This is a genomic window from Paenibacillus sp. J31R34 (assembly GCF_059383715.1).
The window spans coordinates 70,923-92,643 of sequence record NZ_JBXENU010000011.1 but is presented as its reverse complement, the minus strand read 5'-3'; the positions used below and the strand labels follow the sequence as shown (position 1 = coordinate 92,643).

Genomic DNA, 21,721 nt, shown 5'->3' with positions numbered 1-21,721 from the left:
GCTATGGCCTATAGAATGCCGATATAATAGAAAAGCTAGCCACGGGGCTATCTATCTGACAAAATAAGCAGAGGTCTATAGTACAATGGCTGCTACTACAAAAGTGGAGCATTCCTCAAGGAGATGATCGTTCGTCATGAAAATGAATAAATATGTAATCGCCATGCTCGGCTTGGCGATGTTCATCTTGCTGGTCATCGGTGTTTCGGGACCGGACGTTTCGGCAGAGGGAGCCGAATATTATGTTGCAACGACAGGCAATGATTCCAATGCCGGTACGATAACCGCGCCATGGAAAACATTGCAGCATGCAGCTGATGCAGTACCGGCTGGAAGCACAGTTTACGTTCGGGGTGGCGTGTATAACCAGAAGCTGAACATGACCCGTTCCGGCTCTGCTGCGGCAGGGCCAATCCTCTTCACGAATTATGCAAAAGAAGTCGCTGTTATTGACGGCACGGGACTGACGGCAAGTGGTGCGGAAGGCCTCGTTAGCTTGACCGATGTCAGCCATGTGACTATTAAGGGCTTGGAAATCCGCAACTTTACAAGCACTTCGAAAAATAAGGTGCCGATAGGCATCTATGTGAGCGGAGCTGGAAGCTATATCAGCCTGCTGGACAATAAAGTTCATGCGATTAAAAATACGGTGACACCGACAGGCAGCGGCTTGCAGGGCCGTGATGCTCATGGGATTGCCGTATATGGCACAAAGGCGCCGGCTTCGCTCAACCATGTGACGATTGACGGCAATGAGCTGTACAATTTGGTACTCGGCTCCAGCGAATCGCTTGTGCTCAATGGCAATGTGGATACGTTCGAAGTAACGAATAATCTGATCCATGACAATGACAATATCGGCATCGACCTGATCGGCTTTGAGGGGACCGCCCCGAATACAGCCTATGATCAGGTTCGGGGCGGTCTAGTGAAGGACAACCGGGTCTACAACATTACGTCCAATAACAATCCTTCTTATGGCAAGAAGCTGCCCAACAACAGCCATGCAGCTGGCGGCATTTATGTCGATGGCGGCAAGGACAGCATCATCGAGCAAAACTACAGCTACAACAATGATATTGGAATTGAAATTGCGTCCGAGCATAAAGGGAAATCAACGAGCCATATTACGGTGCGAAGCAATGTTATTTACAACAACCGTCTAACCGGTATTGCAATGGGCGGCTATGATAAGCAGCGCGGTTCCACGACAGACAGCAAGATCATCAACAATACGCTGTACAAAAATGATACAATCGGTGACGGCGCCGGCCAGCTGTACGTTCAATTTGACACAAAAAATAATGTGATCAAAAACAATATTATGGTGGCCAGCTCGACAGGCGTTCTCATCTATAATGAATATACGCAAAACGTCGGCAACATCGTCGACTATAATTTGTATTTTACGCCAGGCGGAAGCTCAGATGCTTATTGGGTTTGGAAAAATGTCGAGTATAACGGCTACGCGGCATACAAGGCGAATTCTAGCAGCGATTCACATTCTGTATTTGCAGATCCTAAGTTCGCAAATGTCTTATTGAATGACTTCCATCTGCAAGCGACGTCCCCAGCTATGGATGCTGGTGACACGGATACCGCCCTTATCGGTACGCTGGATATCGATGGGCAGCCGCGTGTACAGGGTACAGCTGTTAATATTGGTGCAGATGAGTAATGGCAGAGCTTAAGCAGGCAAACGGTTAAAAAGACGCAAAAAACGCCAGGGCAAAGCAGGCTTTCCTGACGTTTTTTTATTGGGAAGAATGGGCGATTTTCTTGACTTCCCTGAGGCTGGACTATAAAATTATATTTGCCGCAAATCATTGTTGGTTAAATAAAATTTGCCCCAATTATAGTCGGGCTTTTATTTATTGCTTAGGTGAAAAGAGGAATCAGGAATGGCTAAACTGAAAGATATAGCGGATCGCGTTGGCGTATCCATCTCGACGGTCTCACGCGTGATGAAAAACGATGCCAACCGCTCCGTTAGCGACGAGACCCGTAAAAAAATTTGGGAAACCGCCGAGCAGCTTGGCTATCGCACGCTCCGACCGGCAAAGAAGAAAAAGACAGAAGCCAAAACAGCCTATCGAATTGGTTGCGTAGTCGCGATTCCGCAAAACAAATACAACAATCCTTATTTTTCAGTCATATTGGAAGGGATAGAGAAGGAGCTTGCCGCCTCGAGCATGCGCCTCGAATTCGTATACAGCATTGAGAAGGAAACGGATACCGAGCAGCTGCAAGCCTTGGTGAAGGAACATCAAATCGACGGCATGCTCGTAGTAGAGCGCATTGATCCTGAGGCGTACCGCTGGATTAAAACGAATGTCCGGGCGGTCGTCGGTGTCGATATTGCCGATAGAGAGGTTCCTGTAGTCAGCTATGATCGGGAGGCAGCTGCGAAGGAAGCGGTTAACCATCTTGTCGAGCAGGGCCATCGCCATATCGCCTATATTGGCGGCTCGGAATACAAGGACGACTTCCGTGCGGAAAAACGTTTTCTCGGCTATCAAAGCGCCTTGAAGGAAGCGGGCTTGCCAATGGATGATGAATGGGTCATTGATGTGAAATGGGATGTGGCGCTCAGCTACGAGCTGACGAAGCAGGCTTTTGCGAACAATGCGCAGCGGCCGACGGCTATTTTTGCTGCCAGTGACATGATGGCGATTGCGGCAATGCGCGCAGCGACGGAGCGCGAGTTGAAAATTCCCGATGACATTGCCTTTTTCGGCGTCGATAACATTGAAATATCCGAATTTACATCGCCGCCGCTTTCGACCATTCATGTGCCCAAGCTGGAGATGGGCATGTTCGCGGTCAAGCTGCTGATCGATTATTTGGAAAATCAATATCAGATCGCGGTCAAAATGGTCATTCCCTACCGCTGCCTGCTCCGCCACTCCACCAGCAGCAAGCTTACGCATGTTACGCCATAGCACAGCTGGATATGTATGTGCATGTAGATCCATTAAAAGATGACTTCTGATAGCTCTAATCAGAAATCATCTTTTTTTATTGAAAAACCCTCCTGCTCGCCACTCTATCTATACGAAAGCGACATGCCGCTCACTCTACTTGTCGCCTTCACGAATATATATTTTCGCTCGTATCGCTATAATGATCTTACGAAGTTAACAACGTTGGAGGGTAACGATATGACGACAGCCACATCAAGCACGCGCATGTATGAAAAAGGAAATTACACTCGCACATATACGGAAGTTCCAACTGTTAGTCCTGCCTTTGAATGGCGAGATGGCATGGTCAGCGGCAATGGCGAAAATGGTTATATTACGTCCGGCTCGCCGTATACGGACAGCTTTATTTTTCAATATATGTGGTTTAACTATCCTTCCCAGGATCCAAGGGTCATTCCCGAGGAATTAACGGGGCAGCTGGCGGATGCTAGATGGAATGTTTTTAACCAAAATGATCAATGGAAAATTACACATGCCAATGGGAACACGAGAAAAAGAACCTTTTACTATAGCTATCATCCCGGACACCAGCTCCGGCTTAGTGCGACAAATAAAGGAATAGCAGCGGAATATGAGCGATGGACCAATTACGAAACGGCAGAGACGGGTGTGCGCTACAGCGATGAGCAGGGCTCATGGGTTCGGACTTCGTTTACATCTAGAATCGATAATGTTTCGCTTACGAAGCTTGCCCAGTCGTCTACCGGTGCCAAAATCAATATGACCATTTCCGTAGACGACATTTTGAGCATGTCGCGGGCGCAAGGCGGCCACATGGAAGTTGCGGCGCTTGAGTATAAGAAGCTGGTGGATGCGAATGCAGATTATATTGCGCAGGTTGCACACTATCCCTCTTATCCGGGCAGTGAGCTGATTAATGGAGGCTATGCGGGGCTGACGCAGGTCATTGTTGTAAACGGTACTAAAAAGCGCGTGCTGCTCCCTGATACGAATGAAACGATCAATGTTGGAGGCGAGCAAAACCCAGCCATTCAAATTATAGAGGCCGATGCGGTCTATCTCCTTACACAATCCAATCGAACGCATGAGATGGGCAGGCTTGAGGATTTTGCCGGGATGGCGCAATATGCGCTTTTGGAGCAGTTATTTGAAAATACGAATGCAGTTGCGCAAAAATATAAGGATGCGGACGGTCATTTCGATTATAATGCCGCTCTAGCGCCCCATGCCTACAAGCACGGAGCCGAATATAACGCGGTAAGCTTTCGGATTCAAGGCGATGAGGAGCACAAAGGGGCGGATAATGTAGCGCTTATTGCGGCGCAGCAAGCATCCCCAACGAAAGTCAATCATGCTTTTATGGAGCAGGTGTATAATCAGGGGCGCTATGCGATGATTTGCTGCAGCGGCTCCAGTGCACCTCGCTTGTATGGCATGTGGACCGGAGAATGGAACCCCGGCTGGCGCGGAATTTATACCCTTGATGCCAATGTCAATTTGCAGGTAGCCCCGATGAATACCGGCCATTTAACGCAAGCGCAGCTGGGTTATATTGCGTTTTTCCTGAGAAATACGCCTGATTTTGCCTACAATGCAAAAATGGCGTATGGGATGCATGATGCGATTCAAGTATCCGTGAACTCAGATGGCGACCGCGGCATGCATGTGGAATATGACAATGACTATCCGTTTGAATATTGGAATGCTGGAGCCAGTTGGTGCCTGCTGCCTATTTTTGAATACTGGCAATGTTACGGCAATCAGCAAATTCCGATTCATGACAGCATGAGGATTCAGGAATTGCAGCCGCTGCTCAGTGTAAAGGACGGAGGATTAACCGACGAGGAATTTGCCGCGCTTCTAAGCAAGGGCAGCCTCGATTTGGAGAGTGATATTTTGCTTCCGCTGCTTACCAAGCAGGCGAATTTCTGGGAGCAGATAGGTACGCCGGAATATTACACCGATGCAAGCGGCAAAGCTTGTTATGAGAGCGGTAAAATGGCGTTGAAGCCTGGTGAAGCCTATATCATTATACCGGCCTATTCACCGGAAAATAACCCGATCGGTTATAGCAGTACCATTACGGCTAATGCGACGATGGATATCGCTGCTGCGCGGGATGGCCTGCTGATGGTCATTGTCATGGAACGAGCCGTCAAACGCGAAGGCTATGAAGCGGCCATTGCCAAATGGGAGGCTTTGATGACGCTGCTGCCGAATTATAAATATGATGAGGATGGCGCTTTGCGTGAATGGGCGATGAGTGAATATACCGAAAACAACAATCACCGCCATTTAAGCCATCTATACGTGGCTTGGCCGGCTTATGAAGCCCAGAACAATACGGGGCTTGCTGCCGCTGCAACAATCGCGCTTCAAAACCGTGACGACTACAACACCCATGATGCCACTGCGGGGCATGGCTGGATGCATAAGGCGCTCGTTAGCGCAAGGTTGAAAAATGGCAACGGCGTGCTCGCTTCTCTGCTGCCTATGATGACGGGTACGGCCTATTATCCGTCGTTAATGACGGATCATGATACGAACCGAAGATGCCACACCTACTGCACGGATACCGCATTCGGAACGCTTAGCGCAGTCAATGAAGCGCTGTTATTCTCAAACACTGGGGAAATCGAGCTGCTTCCAGCTCTGCCAGCCGATTGGAAATCAGGCTCCATTAATGGCCTTATGGCACGAACTCAAGTAGAGGTTAAGGAGCTTGCCTGGGATATAGCGGCGAAAAAGATACAGGCTACTCTGCGTTCAAGCGTCAATGGCAATGTTATTCAATTAATGGCAGGCATTCCTTGGACGCAAGCCATCATAAATGGCAGCGAGGCAGAGGTGCTTCAAGGCGAGAGTGGCAAGTATATTTCATTAACATTGAACAAGGGCACGGACGTTGCGGTTGAATTTATTTTGGCTAATGCGTAGTAGCCTGCAATAGCAAGGAGGAGAGGACTTCTGAAATAACTCAGGCGTTCTCTTTTTTGTTTTACTAGGGCGTGTATGCAAAAGGCAGCTTCATGCTGCTCGTTTCGGGGGTTTGCTCCCTGCATGAAGACACAAAGACAAAAAGACAAAAAGACAAAAAGACAAAAAGACAAAAAGATAGACTTCGTGGACACAACTTGGAGGACACAGCAGCCGCTATTTCCACCGAATCACTGGTTTTGGCACAGGCTGCGGACTCAGGAGCCGCTAATGCGCTGCCCATCATCATTTTCAAAGGGTTATGAAAGCGATAGCGAATCTCCTGTCAGCTTAATTCCTGAATTGGGATTAAGATCCAGAATAGCGGAAACTCAGTCCGCGAAAAAAGGAATGAGCTTCCAAAACAGTTTGTTCTCATCCACAGTGCTCTCTGCAGCTGTAATCTCAGTAACAATCCCATAATGTGGTTCCTAAAGTCTTGTATGGTCAGAGGAAATTGACATTGAATAGGCATGAAGCAAGGAGCAGCAGCAAGGGCTCACGTTTGCGGGCGCATCCTAGAGAGTGCTGCTTACAAAATGTTGGACAGCTTGCGGTATTCGCGCGGTGAAATGCCTTCATGGCGGCGAAAAATCCGGCTGAAATAATGAATATCGGGATAGCCAACGCTTTCGCCGATGCTCTCTATTGATAGCACGGATTCACGCAGCAGCCTTCTCGCCTCCCGGTGGCGGATCGATTGGACGAATTCGCTCGGAGGCATTCCCGCCATTTGCTTAAACAGCTTCGCCATATGATCGACGCTCAAATTAAGCCGTCTCGCAAGGCTGGGGTTCGTCCATGGCTCCGCTGGCGCGTCTTCGATTTGCTTCATCAATTCCAGTAGCTTGTCCCCGTGCACAGAGGCCTGTGCAACAGAGCTTGATAAGGAGGAGCGCAGCAGATGGGTGAGAATTTGCAGCATATACGCTTTGCAGGCGAGCTCATAGCCGGGCGGGCGCATCGTAAACTCGTGCACGAGCTGCTCCATGAGCTGAACGCATACGAGGGAAGGCGTATAGACGATGCTCGCCGATAACGGAGCCAGATGTTCTGAGCAGGCCTCCACCGCAAATTTATCTCCTTGGGCCTCTTCTGTATAGACGACCATATCCGCCTCGGTCTGAACTTCCAGCTCATTGAAAAAATCAAAGTGAATGCCTAGAAACCTCGCTTCAGGAGTCGATATAATCTCATTTTGATGATAGACACCTGAGGGCAAAAAAATAAGCTGGCCCGCTGTGAGCATATAACGCTGCCCTTGCATATAGGTAGCTGCTTCGCCATGGGTCACATACAGCAGCTCAAAATCATACAGCCTTCGCTTCGGCATCGGGCCCGGCGGCAGGCTTTGGAATTGGGCATAATGGACGCTCGGCGACCATTCCCGAAAAGGAGCTATTCTTTGTAGAGGGTAGCATGCAGCAGAGTTATCCACAGAGTCAACCACCTTTCCTATATTTGCATACACAATAAAACGGAATTGTGCAAATAATATCTTTTTCAACTAAATAAAAATCCGATAAAATCGGCTAATATAAATGTATTATCACATGTTTACTAATGGGTTTCAACATAACGGATTTTGCTAAAAAAGGAGCATGAAGCTGATGGAATTCGCTATAGCTGCCATTGACGGCAGCTACATTTGCAACCGGCTTGAGCCCGTTGCACCTGGCACTTCATCCGCATTGCTGGATTGGGGTCGCTGTGAAGCGCTGGAACTGGTCGAGACGGTAACCGGAGAGCCGCCGCGGGAGCGGACGGAGGTAAGGCTGGGCTGGAGTTCGGAGCATTTGCATCTTCGTTTCGAATGCAGGGATTCGCATATCGTATCTGATTTTACACAGCGGGATGAGCCGCTTTACGAGCAGGATGTTGTCGAGGTGTTTATTGACGAGGTGGGGGAGGGCCAGCGTTATATGGAGCTGGAGGTAAGCCCGCATAATGTTGTATTTGATGCCATTATCGAAAATGACGGCTTCGGCGGCATCATCTCCTCGGATCTGTTATGGCAATTTTCTGGCCTCCAGACGTCCGTACAATCAGACGGTCAAGGAAATGTGCTCTATTTCATTGATATTCCGGCATCTAACTTCAAACGTCCTTTCGCTCCGGGTTTAACGATGAGAATCAACGTTTACCGCATCGATCAGGATTTTCAGGGTATACGCGAGTATCAAGCATGGCGTCCTACGCGAGCGATAAACTTCCATATGCCGCAGCATTTCGGCAAGCTCATTTTTAATTAAAGCTTTTTAAAAAGTGGGTGAACAAGGCAAGCGGAGTAAAAGGTTTGGATTTGAGAAGCGGAGCGTTCGCAGGCAACAGCGATCGAAAACCAAATCTTTTACGCAGCGCCGATCCTTTTTCACCCATCTTTTCACCCAAATTAATTAACAGGAGGAAACCCAAATGAAAAAAGGGATTAATATTTGGTCATTCAACAGCGACACCACCATCGCCAGCTGCATTCAAACGGCGAAAAAAGCCGGCTTCGACGGCATCGAGCTGTCGCTTAACGGCACGGGCGAGCTGAGCCTCGCGGCAACGGATCAGGAAATTTGCGACATCAAGGCGCGTCTAGAGGAAGCTGAGCTGGAAATTGCGGGCCTTGCAACGGGGCTGTATTGGGATTATGCCATGACGAGCGCGAACCCGGAAACGCAAAGCAAAGCGATAGATGTATGCAAAAAACAGCTGGAGCTTGCAGCAGCGTTTGGCGTCGATACGATTTTGGTCATCCCTGGCGCGGTTGGTGTTGATTTTATCCCAGGCAGCGAAGTAACGGATTACGAATATGCGTATAACCGTGCTCAGGAGTCGATTGCGAAGCTGGTTCCTTTTGCAAAAAGCGCGAACGTATCGATTGGCATTGAAAATGTATGGAATAAATTTCTGCTGTCGCCGCTTGAGCTGCGCGGGTTTATCGATTCATTTGGTTCAAGCTATGTAGGCTCTTATTTCGATGTTGGAAACGTCGTGCAAAACGGTTATCCGGAGCAGTGGGTACGCATTTTGGGCAACCGCATCAAGAAGGTCCACTTCAAGGATTACCGCCGCCAAGCGGGCGGGCTTCACGGCTTTGTTGACCTGCTTGCAGGCGATGTGAACTACCCTGCTGTCATGGAGGCACTGCAGGCGATTGGCTATGACAATTACGTCACGGCCGAAATGATTCCGCCATATACGCATCATGCCGAGCAAATTATTTTCAATACTTCGAAAGCGATGGATGCGATTTTGGGTCGTGGAAATGCCTAGTCTATTTCGCCTCAAGCATTTATTTGATAAGGGGGATTTACCATGTTAAAAGTAGGATTAATCGGCTTCGGTTTTATGGGACGCATGCATTTCGACAACTACGTTCGTCTGACAGAAGAGGGCGCACCTGTGAAATTGGTGGCGATTTGCGATCTAATGATCGAGGAGTTGAAAAATGGCAAAGCTTCTGGAAATATGGCGACGGGCCAAGAGGTTTATGATCTTTCGCCATACAACTTGTATGACAGCATTGAGAAAATGCTTGAAAACGAGGAGCTCGACATAATCGACATTACGCTGCCCACTTATTTGCACGCAGAGCTGACCTGCTCGCTGCTGGAAAAGGGACTGCATGTGCTGTGCGAGAAGCCGGTAGCCGGCAATTCCGCCGATGGCTGGAAAATGGCGCAAACGGCTGAGCGCACAGGCAAAACGCTGATGATCGGCCAATGCCTGCGCTTCTGGCCAGCATATGAATATTTAAAAGCTGTTGTGGACGATGGCCGTTTTGGCGCGGTAACGGGCGGCTATTTCTTCAGAGGCTCTGCTGCCCCTAAAGGCTGGTTCCTTGACGGCAGCAAGAGCGGCGGGGCTGTGCTGGATATGCATATTCATGATACTGATATTATCCACTGGCTGTTCGGCAAGCCGGAGCAAGTGTCGACGCTCGCCCGCAATGTCATTCCAGGCAGCGGCTACGATACGGTATCTACAAATTACGTTTACCCGGATGGCAAAGTGCTGAATGCACAAGCGGACTGGACGCTGGAAGGCGATTTCGGTTTTGCGATGACGTACCGCGTCAATTTTGAAGGGGGCAATCTGCTGTTCGAGAACGGACAGGTTAAAGTGAATCCGAACAACGAGCCAGGCTTTATAGCTGATCTTTCACCTGACATGGGCTATTACCGCCAAATCAAATATTTCCTTGAATCGGTAAACGCGGGTACGCCCGTATCGATATGTACGCCGGAAAGCGCTGTTGGCACGCTGGAAATTATTGAAGCAGAGCTTCGCTCAGCCGATGAGCGCGGCGCGTTAATCCGCTTGTAAGGAAGTATTTGGCGACTAATCGGCCAACCTAGCGGCGCACAGAAACATAAGAATTGGCCCTTTCGCTATAGAATTATGGCGGCAGGGTCTATTTTTATTTTAATCGTTCGATATGTGAAAAATATCACATAACTCCGGCTCGTTGTTGTTTATACTGATGGTAAGAACAATGAAAGCTTTACAGGGAGGCGTTTACAATGGGAGCAATACGGCAAAAGCTTGTGCTGATTGGCAATGGGATGGCGGGAGTAAACACGCTGGAGCATATCCTCAAGCTGTCACCAGAGCAATATGACATCACGGTATTCGGCAGCGAGCCGCATCCAAACTATAACCGGATTATGCTTTCTTATGTATTGGAAGGCAGTAAAACGATAGACGATATTATTTTGAACAGCTGGGCTTGGTACGAGGAGCATCATATTACGCTGCATACGGGAACGACGATAACGGCTATTGATACGCAGCAAAAAATCGTGTTTGCGGACAATGGGCTGACCGCAGCCTATGACCGTCTAATTATTGCTACGGGCTCGAATCCCATTATACTGCCCGTTCCCGGGCATCAGAAGCAGGGCGTCGTAGGCTTCCGCGACATTGCGGATTGCAGCGTCATGCTGGAGACAGCGAAGCAATATCGCAATGCAGCTGTTATAGGCGGCGGGCTGCTCGGTCTGGAAGCTGCCAAGGGCTTGCTCAATTTGGGCATGAATGTGACGGTCATTCATTTAATGGCGGATTTAATGGAGCGCCAGCTTGACCCGAGCGCTTCGGCGATGCTGAAGGCGGAGCTGGAACGGCAGGGGCTGCATTTCCTCATGGAAAAGCAGACGGCGGAAATTTATGGCGGTGAGCGCGTTGAGGGGCTGACCTTCAGCGACGGAACGAAGCTGGAATCGGATTTTATCGTTATGGCAGCGGGCATACGGCCTAATACGGCTTTGGCCAGCGCGAGCGGCCTTGAAGTGAAGCGGGGCATCGTCGTCGATGATTACATGCAAACGTCGGCGGAAGGCGTGTACGCAGTTGGCGAATGCGCCGAGCACCGCGGCATTTGCTACGGCTTAGTAGCCCCGCTGTTTGAGCAGGGGGCCGTGCTGGCGAAGCAGCTATGCGGCGTGCAGACGAAGCCTTACGAGGGAACGCAATTATCGACGAAGCTAAAAATTTCGGGCGTAGATGTATTTTCGACGGGCGTCTTCCTGGATCAGCCAGAGCTGACGGTCATTCGCAAGCAGGATGACTGGAAACAGCAGTACAAGAAGCTGCTGCTTAAGGAAAATACAATTGTTGGCGGTGTGCTTTACGGCGATGTCAGCGATTCGAGTCGGATTCAGCAATGGGTACGCGAAGGAGCTGCCATGACGGAGGCTATTTATGCAGAGCTGATGGGAACCGCTGGCACCGCGTTGTCGGCTGCTGACCGCGTAGCGCAAATGGCCGATGATGAAATCGTATGCGGCTGCAATGGCGTATCGAAGGGGAGCATCGTAAAGGCGATCAAGGACAATTCGCTTACTTCGGTCGATGAGGTAAAGGCGTGTACAGGGGCTGGGCGTTCGTGCGGCGGCTGTGTGCCGACGGTTAGCCATTTGCTGCAATATGTGTTGGGAGACGAATATGCCGGCCAGAAGACGAAGACGGGCATTTGCGGCTGCACGAGCCTCAGCCGCGATGAAATCGTAGCTGCGATTAAAGAGAAGCATCTGACGACTGTGAAAGAGGTTATGCATGTACTGGAGTGGCATAATCCGGAGGGCTGCTCGAAATGCCGTCCAGCGGTCAATTATTACTTGGGCATGCTGTGGCCGCAGGAGCATGAGGACGAGAAGGATTCGCGCTTCGTTAATGAACGGATGAACGCCAACATTCAGAAGGATGGGACCTACACGGTCGTGCCGCGGATGTATGGCGGCGTGACAACGCCGGAGGATTTGAAGAAAATTGCCGATGTTGCCGTGAAATATGATGTGAAAATGGTCAAAGTGACCGGAGGCCAGCGGCTTGATTTAATCGGGGTTGCGAAAGAAGATTTGCCGCTCGTATGGGAAGAGCTGGATATGCCCTCGGGCTATGCCTATGCGAAGGCGCTGCGAACAGTGAAAACCTGCGTCGGCCAGCAATTTTGCCGCTTCGGTACACAGGACTCGATCGGCATGGGTATTCGGCTGGAAAAAACATTTGAGCGGATCGATATGCCCGCCAAGTTCAAAATGGCCGTGAATGGCTGTCCGCGCAACTGCGCCGAGTCGTGTACGAAGGATATTGGCATCGTCGGCAATGACGGCGGCTGGGAAATGTTCGTTGGCGGCAATGGCGGAATCAAGCCGCGCATCGCCGAGCTGCTGTGCAAAGTGAAAACGGATGAAGAGCTTGTGCAGATGGTGGGTGCTTTTACCCAATATTATCGTTTGACGGCGAATTACTTGGAGCGCACTTCGGAGTGGGTGGAGCGCGTTGGCATAGAGGCGATTAAAGCGGAGGTTGTTGACAATATGGATCGCCGCCGCGAGCTGTATCAGGATATTTTAGCCGCGCTAGCCGAGCTGAAGGAGCCTTGGAGCACAGCGCTTGAGGAGCAGCGGGAAAGCAGCTATCTGTTTGATGCGATTCAAATGAAATAGGCGAGCGAATGAAGGGTAGGCTGAGCAGTTACTAAAATTTAAAGGATAGAAGGCGAGGAGCATCCAAATGACCACACAGGTAAATCAAGATTTGACCTATATTAAAATCGGCACACTCGAGGATTTTCGCGAACGAATGGGGCGGGTTATTCGCTTGAATCAAAAGGAGATTGCTGTGTTTCGTACAACCGACGGCACCTTGTATGCGCTGGACAATCGCAGTCCCCATCGCAGGGGAGGGCCGCTGGCGGAAGGCATGGTATCGGGACATTTTGTACTGGACCCGTTATATGATTGGAAGATTGCACTGGATAGCGGGCAGGTGCAGGCGCCTGATTCTGGCTTGGTGCAAACCTATCCACTGAAGGTGGAGGGCGAGAACGTACAGATGGGACTGACGCTAGAGCAAGCAAGGCAGCTCGGACTAGAACGATAGAGTCAAGTATCTTAAATGAACAAAGGAGGTTTATCTATTGAATACAGCGACGCTTAACAGAGAAGGTGGTCAAGGCAAGAAGGGTTTCGGAGAGTGTGCGTGCTGCAGTGGCAACCACCTGCTGCATGCACTTTTGGAGCAGAAGGAGCGGCAGGACATTGGCATTCAGCCGGAGAAGCTGAAAGCGGCAGATTGGAGCGAGCAGTCGATTGCCGGGATGGTGCGGCAGCTCATGTTCGGCTATCATCTGTTTCTCAGAGCCGAGCTGCCGTTGCTGCATGAATTGACGGCGCTCATTACGAGCGTGCATGGCAGCCAGCACCGCCAGCTGATTGAGCTGCAGCAGCGCTTCCATGCTTTAAAGGCTTTGCTGGAGCAGCATTTGATTGACGAGGAAGAATGCTTTTTCCCGCTTATTCTGAAATATGAGCGGCGCAATTCTGCTAGCGCATTTAGGCAGGCGAAGCAAATGGTCGAGAAGCTTGAAGGCGACCATAGGCGGATCGGCAATATGCTGCTGCATCTTAGGCTGGCTTCGGCGCATTATATGCTGCCAGATGATGCGTGTGAAGCTTTCGCTTATACGTACAGCAGGCTGAGGCAGCTGGAAGCAAAGCTGCTGGAGCATATCCGGCTGGAAAATCATTATTTATTTTATAGATTGTGATAATTTTCACATTATAAAAAGGGATCTGGTTTTATACTGTAGCTATATAGGATATAGGAGGCGGAAAAGATGGCTGTCAATCATACCGATCGCATTAAAGTGGCAGAGTCTGCGGGCGCTTGGCGGGGCTTTGCAGCAGGCAAATGGCAGGAACGCATTGATGTAAAGGATTTTCTGGATCATAATTTGCAGCCTTATACAGGCAATGAGGCCTTTTTGGCGGGAGCCACTGAGGCAACGGTCGAGCTTTGGCAAAAAATCCAGCACCTCGTCAAGCAGGAGCGGGCAAACGGAGGTGTGCTGGATATTGACCTAAATACAGTTTCCAGCATTACCGCCCATGCTCCCGGTTACATTGACCAGAAGAAGGAGCAGATTGTCGGGCTGCAAACCGACGCGCCATTGAAGCGCTCCATTCAGCCATTCGGTGGCATCAAAATGGTCGTTGATGCGTGCGAGGCTTACGGCTTCGAGCTGCCCGCCGAAATGGTCAAAATGTTTACCGAGGTTCGCAAAACCCATAACCAAGGTGTGTTTGATGCCTACACCTCAGAAATGCGGGCAGCACGCAAAGCAGGAATCATTACGGGGCTGCCAGATGCTTATGGACGCGGCCGAATTATTGGCGATTATCGCCGGGTAGCCTTGTATGGGGCCGATCGTCTCATCGCGGGTAAAAAGCAGGAGCTGCTGCTGCTGGAAACAGGCACGATGACGGAGGAGACGATTCGCGACCGAGAGGAAATATCCGAGCAAATCCGTTCACTGCAAGAGCTTAAGCAGATGAGCCTTGCCTACGGCTGCAACATCTCCCGGCCAGCAGCTACGGCGAAGGAAGCGTTCCAATGGCTGTATTTTGCTTATCTTGGGGCGATTAAGGAGCAGAACGGCGCGGCGATGAGCCTTGGGCGCGTTTCCAGCTTTCTCGATATTTATATCGAGCGCGATCGGCTGGAAGGTAGGCTGACGGAGGAGCAGGCGCAGGAGCTGATGGATCATTTTGTCATGAAGCTGCGGATCGTGAAGTTTTTGCGGACACCGGACTATAATGAGCTGTTTAGCGGAGATCCGACCTGGGTGACAGAGTCGATTGGCGGCATGGCGGTCAATGGCCAGACGCGGGTGACGCGCAGCTCCTTCCGTATTCTTCATACTTTATATAATTTAGGTCCGGCACCGGAGCCGAATTTGACCGTACTGTGGTCAGCGAGCCTGCCGGAAGACTTCAAAAAATATTGCGCCAAGGTGTCGATTGAAACGAGCTCGATTCAATATGAAAATGATGACATTATGCGCCCGCAGTTCGGCGATGATTACGGCATTGCCTGCTGCGTCTCCGCGATGCGGATCGGCAAGCAGATGCAGTTTTTCGGGGCTAGGGCGAATCTGGCAAAAGCGCTGCTCTATGCCATCAATGGTGGAGTAGATGAGGTATCCGGTGCGCAGGTTGGGCCAGCATTTGCCCCGATTACGAGCGATTTGCGCCTCGATTATAAAGAGGTGATGGGCAAATATGACGCCATGCTGGAATGGCTTGCTGGACTGTATATGAACACGCTCAACATTATCCATTACATGCATGACAAATATGCATATGAGCGGCTGGAGATGGCGCTGCATGACCGTGAGATTTTGCGTACGATGGCATGCGGCATTGCGGGCTTGTCTGTTGTGGCCGACAGCTTGAGTGCGATCAAGCATGCGGTTGTTGTACCGATACGTAATGAAAATGGCATCGTTGTCGATTTTGACATTCAGGGCGAATACCCGATGTACGGCAACAATGACGAGCGGGTAGACCGGATCGCTGTGCAGCTCACGGAAACGTTTATGAATAAGCTGCGCAAGCATCGCACCTACCGCGGCGCTTTGCCAACGATGTCGGTACTGACGATCACATCGAACGTTGTGTATGGCAAAAAAACGGGCAGCACGCCGGATGGCAGAAAAGCAGGGGAGCCTTTTGCGCCCGGCGCTAATCCGATGCATGGCAGAGACCGCAAGGGTGCGCTTGCCTCGCTCGCATCCGTAGCTAAAATTCCGTACGAAGATTGTCTCGACGGCATTTCCAATACGTTCTCGATTATTCCGAAGGCGCTCGGCAAGGAGCCGCTGACGCGCATTAACAATCTCGTTTCGCTGCTTGACGGTTATGCGGATAGCTCCGGCCATCATTTAAACGTTAACGTATTTGAACGGGAGCAGCTGCTGGATGCGATGGAGCATCCGGAAAACTACCCGCAGCTGACGATTCGTGTATCAGGCTATGCCGTTAATTTTATTAAATTGACCCGCGAGCAGCAGCTCGATGTCATTAACCGCACGTTCCACGGCGCGGTATAGAAAGGAGGCCCTAAGCATGTTAGGCAGAATCCATTCCTTTGATACGTTTGGAACCGTCGATGGACCGGGCATTCGTTTCGTGCTTTTTATGCAGGGCTGCGCTTTGCAATGCCAGTTTTGCCACAACCCGGATACGTGGGATACTGGAGCAGGAAAACAGGTGACGGTCGACGATGTTTTGCGGGAAATAGAGCCCTATGTGCCGTATTACCGCCGCTCTGGCGGCGGCATTACGGTTACGGGAGGAGAGCCGACGCTGCAGGCGCCCTTCGTAACCGAGCTGTTCAAAGCGTGCAAGCAGCGCTGGGGACTGCATACGACACTTGATTCGTCGGGGTTTTGTGAACCGAATCATGCGGAGCCGCTTATGGCGGTTACTGATCTGGTGCTTCTGGATTTGAAAATGATCGATTCCGCTAAGCATGAGCTGCTAACCAGTCGTCCGAACGAGCGGATATTGCGTTTCGCAGCCGCTTTGAGCTCGTGGAAGCAGCCGGTGTGGATTCGGCATGTGCTCATTCCGCAGGTGACTGATGGCAGCGACGATTTGCGCGCGCTTGGCGCTTATATCAGCGCGCTTCAATCGGTTGAGAAGTTCGAGATTTTGCCCTATCACCGAATGGGAGTTTACAAGTGGCAGCAGCTTGGCCGCGAATATCCGCTGGAGGGCATTCCGAGCCCGACGGAGCAAGAGGTCGCGCGGGCTTACCGGCTCGTGCAGGAGGGTGGTATTCATGCGGCGTCGCAAATAGTAGAAGTGGGGAGCATAGAAAAGAAGCAGCCTATCGGCCGATTGCTCGGCTGAAGGGCTGCTTCTTTTTTTCTTCCAATCGCTCTATATTATCAGCGAATCGATTGATTAACGGCCAACTCTTGTAAAAGCAATTCGCTGCTTTTCTCCAGCTGCATAGGGTACAAATGAACGTTAGCAGGCGCTTGTCGCTCCAGCTCCTCGAACACAGCTGATGAGGCGTACACATGATCAGCCTCATTCAGCGCTTTGCTTAGCAGCAGGGGATTATCGGTTCCCGCTGTACTGCAATTTGTGAGTTCGATTCCAGCCTCTAATACCCGCTCAGCCATCCATTCACCGCCGACTTTACCTAGACAAACGAAAGCAAGAGCGGCAGTAGAAGGCAATTTTGCTATTTCCAATAAGGAAGCCTGCTCGATAATGGCTCCTATAACGGTTAATTTTTTCCCAAATGGTTGGATCATTTGCTTTACTTCTTCTGCATGATTCAGCGTAGTTACAAAAGCGTCCGCATGGCTTACAGCCTCGCTAAGCGAGGCGCTCTCCGAACGTAAATCCTCTAAAAAGCATATTTCCACATCCGCGCCTGTGAGCCGACTGATTTCGCTGCTGTAAAATAAATAGTCATGGCCTCTGCACTCCACGAATATGAGCCGCTTCGGTCTGGCATTATCGTTTTCTTGCAAGAGGGTATAGGCCAAGCCTGCCTGAAAATATTCTCTCAAGGAAACTTGATGACGGACAGCTTCTTTTTGTGCATGAGTAAACATTTTTTTCATAGGAACACGTTCTTTTTGCAGTCGCTCAATCTCACGGCCAGCAACCACCTGGGTACCTCGGCCTTTTTGTACGGAAACAAGCCCTTCTTCTTTTAACTGGCTATACACCCAATTGATCGTATTTCGATTAAGCCCTAAAAATTCGGCTAATTCGCCTGCAGGCGGCAACATTTCGCCCGCTTGAATTTCGCCGGTGCCAATGAGCCATTTAAACTGTTCTTTGATTTGAGTATTTACATTAAAGGTTAGTGTCGGATCAACGCGTAGCATAAGCCGTCTATGCTGCATAGAGCTTACCTCATTTCATAGTCAACTAGTTATATTATAGCTTGATCGTGAAAGGAAAAACAACTTTAATACGCTATTAAACCAAATAAAACGTTGACAATGTGGGGGAATTCATTTATATATTACTATATAACTAGTTTACTATTCATTTAAGAGGAGTGGAAGGATGCATACGTTCTTTTTACGATTAACAACTAAGCTGAAGGAGAAGGGAGGAAGCGGCATCCGGAGCCCTTTAACCATTTCATTACCGAAAGCGGCATGGGGTGCTTTGGGAGGATTTATTGTCATTTTGCTGCTGTCTATGCTGACTGAAGAGTCGGACCTTGTATGGATTATGGCTCCGTTTGGAGCCACCTGTGTACTGGTTTTTGGCATATGGGATTCCCCATTGTCGCAACCGCGCAATGTGGTCGGCGGGCATTTGATATCGACTGGCATTGGCTTGCTTCTTTATCATTTATTTGGCCAGGGGAGCTTAGTTATGGCTGCTGGAGTAGGTCTTGCGATCGGATTAATGATGTTAACCAAGACGACCCATCCTCCTGCTGGAGCCGATCCTCTAGTTGTCATAATGGCTGGCAGCAGCTGGTCTTTTTTAATAAATCCTGTACTTATTGGAACTATCGTCATTGTGGGAATGGCCCTCATAATAAACAATTTGGACAAGGCTAAAAAGTACCCGACCTTTTTGAGATAAGCCTACGATTATTCTCTTACTCATGGAGCGTAAGCAGCTGCCCAAGCATAAAAAGCCCGAAAGACGAGCACTAATTTCCTAGTGCCTATCTTCCGGGCTTTCATACTTCCAGACCTGGCTATGCTAATCTGCTTTATTCGCGCCTTGTTCCTCATTAAACCAAAGAGGGTCCTCGCAATCGACTTCACCGTTATAGTTAATCAGCAACTCTTCGCCTGCCTTAACATCAGTAAAGGCAAAAAAGTCTACCGTCAAATTGTCAAAATTAAGCTCATAGAACGTGTTCGGCGTATACGAGTGATTAAACAGCATACCGTAGCCCAGCAAAAGAGCGGAATGGTTTGCTCCATATTCAAAAGCGTAGTCGGCAAAAATCGTTTTCTCAAGGTGGACATGCTCCTCGTTCTCGTAAGGAAGGACCGGTGCTTCGTGAATAAGCGCGCCCTCGGCGATGTCCTGGGTGGCGAATACGCCGCGGTTCAGCTCGCCATTGCTGAGCTGGGAAGTTCGAATTTCAATCATGAAAGTATCCTCTGTCCACTAAAGCATATAATGGAATTCTTTTTCTCAACATTATAGCCCGCTTTCGCTAAAAATAGCAATGCTGCTTCATTCAGTCGCTCCAATTGTGGTTTTCCGAAGGTACTATAAAAACATGGTACTATTGCGGTTAAGCCTCCTCTTGTATAGTTAAGTTAGTCATATATAGCAAGCATACATACTGCTGTTTCAAAATATAAGCATATATAAGATTCACCCTCATAATCGGCTTTTAGTGAGCGATTTCGCTATAGATAAGGAATATTCGCCAGGGGCAGAAAGGTGACTTGACGCCATGAACAGAGCTTTGACAAGGCAGAAGGAGCTGCAGCACAAGGCCGCTGTACTCAAACAATATGAAGTCTATGGTTATCAGGTTGCCTATTATGTGCTGGAGAATGAAGCGCTGGCGGCACAGGCAGTCATGCAGGCTCTTAAGCAATTATTTCAGGATGAGCAATTTTTCAAGCAGCCACAGCCTGAACAAAAGCAGCAGACAAAACGAGCCGTCATGAAGCATTCCTTGCTTAGCAAATTCGCTGCTCAGCCATCCTCGCTCAGAATCATATAAACTAGAAGCAGCTGCTATAGCAGCCCGCTCCCCGCTTTTTCACGAACAACAGCAGCCGGTCCATGCTATCCAATCGAACCAAGGCAGCTTTGAGCGCAAGCGCCGCACATTACAAGCGGCAAGAAAACACCCTCCGAAATTCCCAAACAGGCGAATTTCGGAGGGTGTTTCAGTTAAGCCGGCTTGAAGCGCTTAGTTGGAAGCGACTTTCAAGCGGATCATATTCCACGAAGCTTTGCCTAGTACGGCGCTAACTTGGCCGCCATCGACTTTAGCTGTGCCATTGTTATGCGGCAGCACTTGATTAGGACGAGCTTTCGTATTACAAGCTTTAATATCGTCATGCTCCAGAACAACATGCTCGATGAGGCTGACTGTGCCGAAGCTGCGAACATCAACATCAAGGTCCAGCGATTCCTTCAAATGACGGTTGACGGCGAAAATCGTAATTTCACCTTGCTCCTCATTATGAACGCTAATCGCTTCCAGATAAGGCACATCAGTGAAGTCCTTCGAATCGTATTTTGGCGATGAAGTAATCGGTTGAAGCACAGTGCCCCGTCCATACAGCGATGCGTGCTTGTAAGGGAAATACGTCGTTTGCAGCCACAGCGGACCGCCATTTTCCGTCATAATCGGAGCGATAACGTTAATGAGCTGAGCCAGGCAGGCGATTTTCACCCGGTCTGCATGCTTAAGTAGTGTAATGACGAAGCAGCCGACAGCAAGCGCATCCTCAAGCGTATATACATCCTCAAATTCTGGCGGCGCAATATGCCAGCGTTCCTCGGCGCGGCTTGTGCCAATGGAATTCCATACATTCCACTCATCCAGCGACAGCATGAGCTTCTTCTTGCTGCGCTTCTTCGCTTTCATGTAATCCGCAATCGCCGTTACGCTGTAAATGAATTGATCCATATCGAGCGATTTCGCGAGGAAGTTTTCCGAGTTGTTTTCGTTATTGTTGTAATACGTATGCAGCGACAGGTAGTCGACCTGATCATACGTCAAATCCAGTACAGTCGCTTCCCAATCAGCAAAAGTGCTCATGCCGCTCGAAGAGCTGCCGCAAGCAACAAGCTCGATGGATGGATCGACCCAGCGCATCACTTTAGCCGTTTCATTCGCCAGTCTGCCGTATTCAACTGCTGTTTTGGCGCCGATTTGCCAAGGGCCGTCCATTTCATTACCCAGGCACCATGTTTTGAACTTATGCGGCTCTTTGTAGCCGTGTGAAATGCGCAGATCGCTATAATAGGAGCCGGATGGATGATTGCAATATTCAACGAGGTTACGTGCTGCATCTACGCCGCGCGTGCCAAGATTGACCGCCATCATGACTTCGGAGCCAACGAGCTTCGCCCAGTCGGCAAATTCGTTTGTGCCAACCTCATTCGTTTCGGTTGTCCACCAAGCCAGCTCAAGCAGACGCTTGCGCTCTTCTTTCGGGCCAACGCCGTCCTCCCAATTGTAGCCTGAGACGAAATTTCCGCCAGGATAGCGTATAATAGGAACGTTGAGCGCTTTAATCGCTTCGAGCGCATCGCGGCGGAAGCCGTTCTCATCAGCCGTAGGATGGCCCGGCTCATAAATGCCGCCGTATACGGCGCGTCCTAGATGCTCGATGAATGATCCATATAGACGCGGGTCAACCTCAGCAATTTTAAAATGTTTATCAATGAGCATCGTTGATTTCAATGACATAATGGTAAAACCTCCTGTTTAATGAATTAGCCAAAAACTGAATTCATATACTTGCTAACTACTTATATTTTTAACAT

Annotated in this window: 18 protein-coding genes; 14 read left to right on the top strand and 4 right to left on the bottom strand. The window is 49.7% G+C overall.

The annotated features are described in order from the left end of the window. The first annotated feature begins 136 nt into the window (after window positions 1-136). The 4 genes from AC50YG_RS26150 to AC50YG_RS26135 all read left to right on the top strand — a co-directional run bounded on the left by AC50YG_RS26150 (window position 137) and on the right by AC50YG_RS26135 (window position 6,187). Window positions 137-1,678, top strand: coding sequence for a right-handed parallel beta-helix repeat-containing protein (locus AC50YG_RS26150; protein ID WP_494831121.1), 1,542 nt, complete (start codon window positions 137-139; stop codon window positions 1,676-1,678). 223 nt (window positions 1,679-1,901) lie between these two features. Then, entirely contained in the window at window positions 1,902-2,942 is a 1,041-nt protein-coding gene (locus tag AC50YG_RS26145; RefSeq protein WP_473760047.1) for a LacI family DNA-binding transcriptional regulator, read from the top strand. Window positions 2,943-3,161: 219 nt separating this feature from the next. Beyond that, a complete protein-coding gene (locus AC50YG_RS26140) occupies window positions 3,162-5,882 on the top strand; it encodes a glycosyl hydrolase family 95 catalytic domain-containing protein (protein WP_494831118.1) in 2,721 nt (906 codons plus the stop codon). A gap of 92 nt (window positions 5,883-5,974) precedes the next feature. Beyond that, window positions 5,975-6,187: a hypothetical protein gene (locus AC50YG_RS26135; RefSeq protein ID WP_494831116.1), complete on the top strand. Its 213-nt coding sequence runs from the start codon at window positions 5,975-5,977 to the stop codon at window positions 6,185-6,187. A gap of 266 nt (window positions 6,188-6,453) precedes the next feature. On the opposite strand, the gene AC50YG_RS26130 is transcribed toward AC50YG_RS26135, so the two are convergent. Continuing rightward, on the bottom strand, window positions 6,454-7,359 hold the full coding sequence (locus AC50YG_RS26130) for a helix-turn-helix domain-containing protein (RefSeq protein ID WP_473760042.1): 906 nt from the start codon (window positions 7,357-7,359) through the stop codon (window positions 6,454-6,456). Window positions 7,360-7,531: 172 nt separating this feature from the next. Here AC50YG_RS26130 and AC50YG_RS26125 point away from each other — a divergent pair, with 172 nt between their 5' ends. From AC50YG_RS26125 to pflA, 8 genes are all read left to right on the top strand, one after another. After that, window positions 7,532-8,173: a carbohydrate-binding family 9-like protein gene (locus tag AC50YG_RS26125; protein WP_494831114.1), complete on the top strand. Its 642-nt coding sequence runs from the start codon at window positions 7,532-7,534 to the stop codon at window positions 8,171-8,173. A 163-nt stretch (window positions 8,174-8,336) separates the two neighbouring features. Further along, window positions 8,337-9,185, top strand: a complete 849-nt coding sequence (locus AC50YG_RS26120) for a sugar phosphate isomerase/epimerase family protein (protein WP_494831112.1) — start codon at window positions 8,337-8,339, stop codon at window positions 9,183-9,185. A 42-nt stretch (window positions 9,186-9,227) separates the two neighbouring features. Continuing rightward, window positions 9,228-10,238 carry a Gfo/Idh/MocA family protein gene (locus AC50YG_RS26115; protein WP_494831110.1) on the top strand — a complete coding sequence of 337 codons (1,011 nt, stop codon included), beginning with the start codon at window positions 9,228-9,230 and terminating at the stop codon, window positions 10,236-10,238. 197 nt (window positions 10,239-10,435) lie between these two features. Continuing rightward, window positions 10,436-12,862, top strand: a complete 2,427-nt coding sequence (gene nirB, locus AC50YG_RS26110) for a nitrite reductase large subunit NirB (RefSeq protein ID WP_494831108.1) — start codon at window positions 10,436-10,438, stop codon at window positions 12,860-12,862. A 67-nt stretch (window positions 12,863-12,929) separates the two neighbouring features. Next, window positions 12,930-13,298 (top strand): nitrite reductase small subunit NirD, encoded by a 369-nt coding sequence (gene nirD, locus AC50YG_RS26105; protein ID WP_494831106.1) that lies wholly within the window; start codon window positions 12,930-12,932, stop codon window positions 13,296-13,298. A gap of 37 nt (window positions 13,299-13,335) precedes the next feature. Then, window positions 13,336-13,965: a hemerythrin domain-containing protein gene (locus tag AC50YG_RS26100; protein ID WP_473760031.1), complete on the top strand. Its 630-nt coding sequence runs from the start codon at window positions 13,336-13,338 to the stop codon at window positions 13,963-13,965. Window positions 13,966-14,034: 69 nt separating this feature from the next. After that, window positions 14,035-16,308, top strand: coding sequence for a formate C-acetyltransferase (gene pflB, locus AC50YG_RS26095; RefSeq protein WP_494831105.1), 2,274 nt, complete (start codon window positions 14,035-14,037; stop codon window positions 16,306-16,308). A 16-nt stretch (window positions 16,309-16,324) separates the two neighbouring features. Next, a complete protein-coding gene (gene pflA / locus AC50YG_RS26090) occupies window positions 16,325-17,113 on the top strand; it encodes a pyruvate formate-lyase-activating protein (protein WP_494831103.1) in 789 nt (262 codons plus the stop codon). Window positions 17,114-17,151: 38 nt separating this feature from the next. Here the strand turns inward: pflA and AC50YG_RS26085 are convergent, their stop codons facing one another. Then, complete coding sequence (locus AC50YG_RS26085) at window positions 17,152-18,129, bottom strand: GntR family transcriptional regulator (RefSeq protein WP_494831101.1); 978 nt, start codon at window positions 18,127-18,129, stop codon at window positions 17,152-17,154. Window positions 18,130-18,295: 166 nt separating this feature from the next. Between AC50YG_RS26085 and AC50YG_RS26080 the strand changes: the two genes are divergently transcribed. Then, window positions 18,296-18,829: an HPP family protein gene (locus AC50YG_RS26080; protein WP_494831099.1), complete on the top strand. Its 534-nt coding sequence runs from the start codon at window positions 18,296-18,298 to the stop codon at window positions 18,827-18,829. Window positions 18,830-18,952: 123 nt separating this feature from the next. Here AC50YG_RS26080 and AC50YG_RS26075 read toward each other — a convergent pair whose 3' ends face one another. Next, window positions 18,953-19,351 (bottom strand): SET domain-containing protein, encoded by a 399-nt coding sequence (locus AC50YG_RS26075; protein WP_494831097.1) that lies wholly within the window; start codon window positions 19,349-19,351, stop codon window positions 18,953-18,955. A 313-nt stretch (window positions 19,352-19,664) separates the two neighbouring features. Between AC50YG_RS26075 and AC50YG_RS26070 the strand changes: the two genes are divergently transcribed. After that, window positions 19,665-19,940: a hypothetical protein gene (locus AC50YG_RS26070; protein ID WP_494831095.1), complete on the top strand. Its 276-nt coding sequence runs from the start codon at window positions 19,665-19,667 to the stop codon at window positions 19,938-19,940. Between the two features lie 192 nt (window positions 19,941-20,132). Here the strand turns inward: AC50YG_RS26070 and arfA are convergent, their stop codons facing one another. Continuing rightward, on the bottom strand, window positions 20,133-21,644 hold the full coding sequence (gene arfA, locus AC50YG_RS26065) for an arabinosylfuranosidase ArfA (protein ID WP_341281942.1): 1,512 nt from the start codon (window positions 21,642-21,644) through the stop codon (window positions 20,133-20,135). Window positions 21,645-21,721: the final 77 nt, after the last annotated feature.

What these genes read in the sequence shown, in the direction of transcription:
- AC50YG_RS26150 (WP_494831121.1), top strand. Translation starts at nt 137, where the DNA reads ATGAAAATGAATAAATATGTAATCGCCATGCTCGGCTTGGCGATGTTC.
- AC50YG_RS26145 (WP_473760047.1), top strand. Translation starts at nt 1,902, where the DNA reads ATGGCTAAACTGAAAGATATAGCGGATCGCGTTGGCGTATCCATCTCG.
- AC50YG_RS26140 (WP_494831118.1), top strand. Translation starts at nt 3,162, where the DNA reads ATGACGACAGCCACATCAAGCACGCGCATGTATGAAAAAGGAAATTAC.
- AC50YG_RS26135 (WP_494831116.1), top strand. Translation starts at nt 5,975, where the DNA reads ATGCTGCTCGTTTCGGGGGTTTGCTCCCTGCATGAAGACACAAAGACA.
- AC50YG_RS26125 (WP_494831114.1), top strand. Translation starts at nt 7,532, where the DNA reads ATGGAATTCGCTATAGCTGCCATTGACGGCAGCTACATTTGCAACCGG.
- AC50YG_RS26120 (WP_494831112.1), top strand. Translation starts at nt 8,337, where the DNA reads ATGAAAAAAGGGATTAATATTTGGTCATTCAACAGCGACACCACCATC.
- AC50YG_RS26115 (WP_494831110.1), top strand. Translation starts at nt 9,228, where the DNA reads ATGTTAAAAGTAGGATTAATCGGCTTCGGTTTTATGGGACGCATGCAT.
- nirB (WP_494831108.1), top strand. Translation starts at nt 10,436, where the DNA reads ATGGGAGCAATACGGCAAAAGCTTGTGCTGATTGGCAATGGGATGGCG.
- nirD (WP_494831106.1), top strand. Translation starts at nt 12,930, where the DNA reads ATGACCACACAGGTAAATCAAGATTTGACCTATATTAAAATCGGCACA.
- pflB (WP_494831105.1), top strand. Translation starts at nt 14,035, where the DNA reads ATGGCTGTCAATCATACCGATCGCATTAAAGTGGCAGAGTCTGCGGGC.
- pflA (WP_494831103.1), top strand. Translation starts at nt 16,325, where the DNA reads ATGTTAGGCAGAATCCATTCCTTTGATACGTTTGGAACCGTCGATGGA.
- AC50YG_RS26085 (WP_494831101.1), bottom strand. Translation starts at nt 18,129, where the DNA reads ATGCAGCATAGACGGCTTATGCTACGCGTTGATCCGACACTAACCTTT.
- AC50YG_RS26080 (WP_494831099.1), top strand. Translation starts at nt 18,296, where the DNA reads ATGCATACGTTCTTTTTACGATTAACAACTAAGCTGAAGGAGAAGGGA.
- AC50YG_RS26075 (WP_494831097.1), bottom strand. Translation starts at nt 19,351, where the DNA reads ATGATTGAAATTCGAACTTCCCAGCTCAGCAATGGCGAGCTGAACCGC.
- AC50YG_RS26070 (WP_494831095.1), top strand. Translation starts at nt 19,665, where the DNA reads ATGAACAGAGCTTTGACAAGGCAGAAGGAGCTGCAGCACAAGGCCGCT.
- arfA (WP_341281942.1), bottom strand. Translation starts at nt 21,644, where the DNA reads ATGTCATTGAAATCAACGATGCTCATTGATAAACATTTTAAAATTGCT.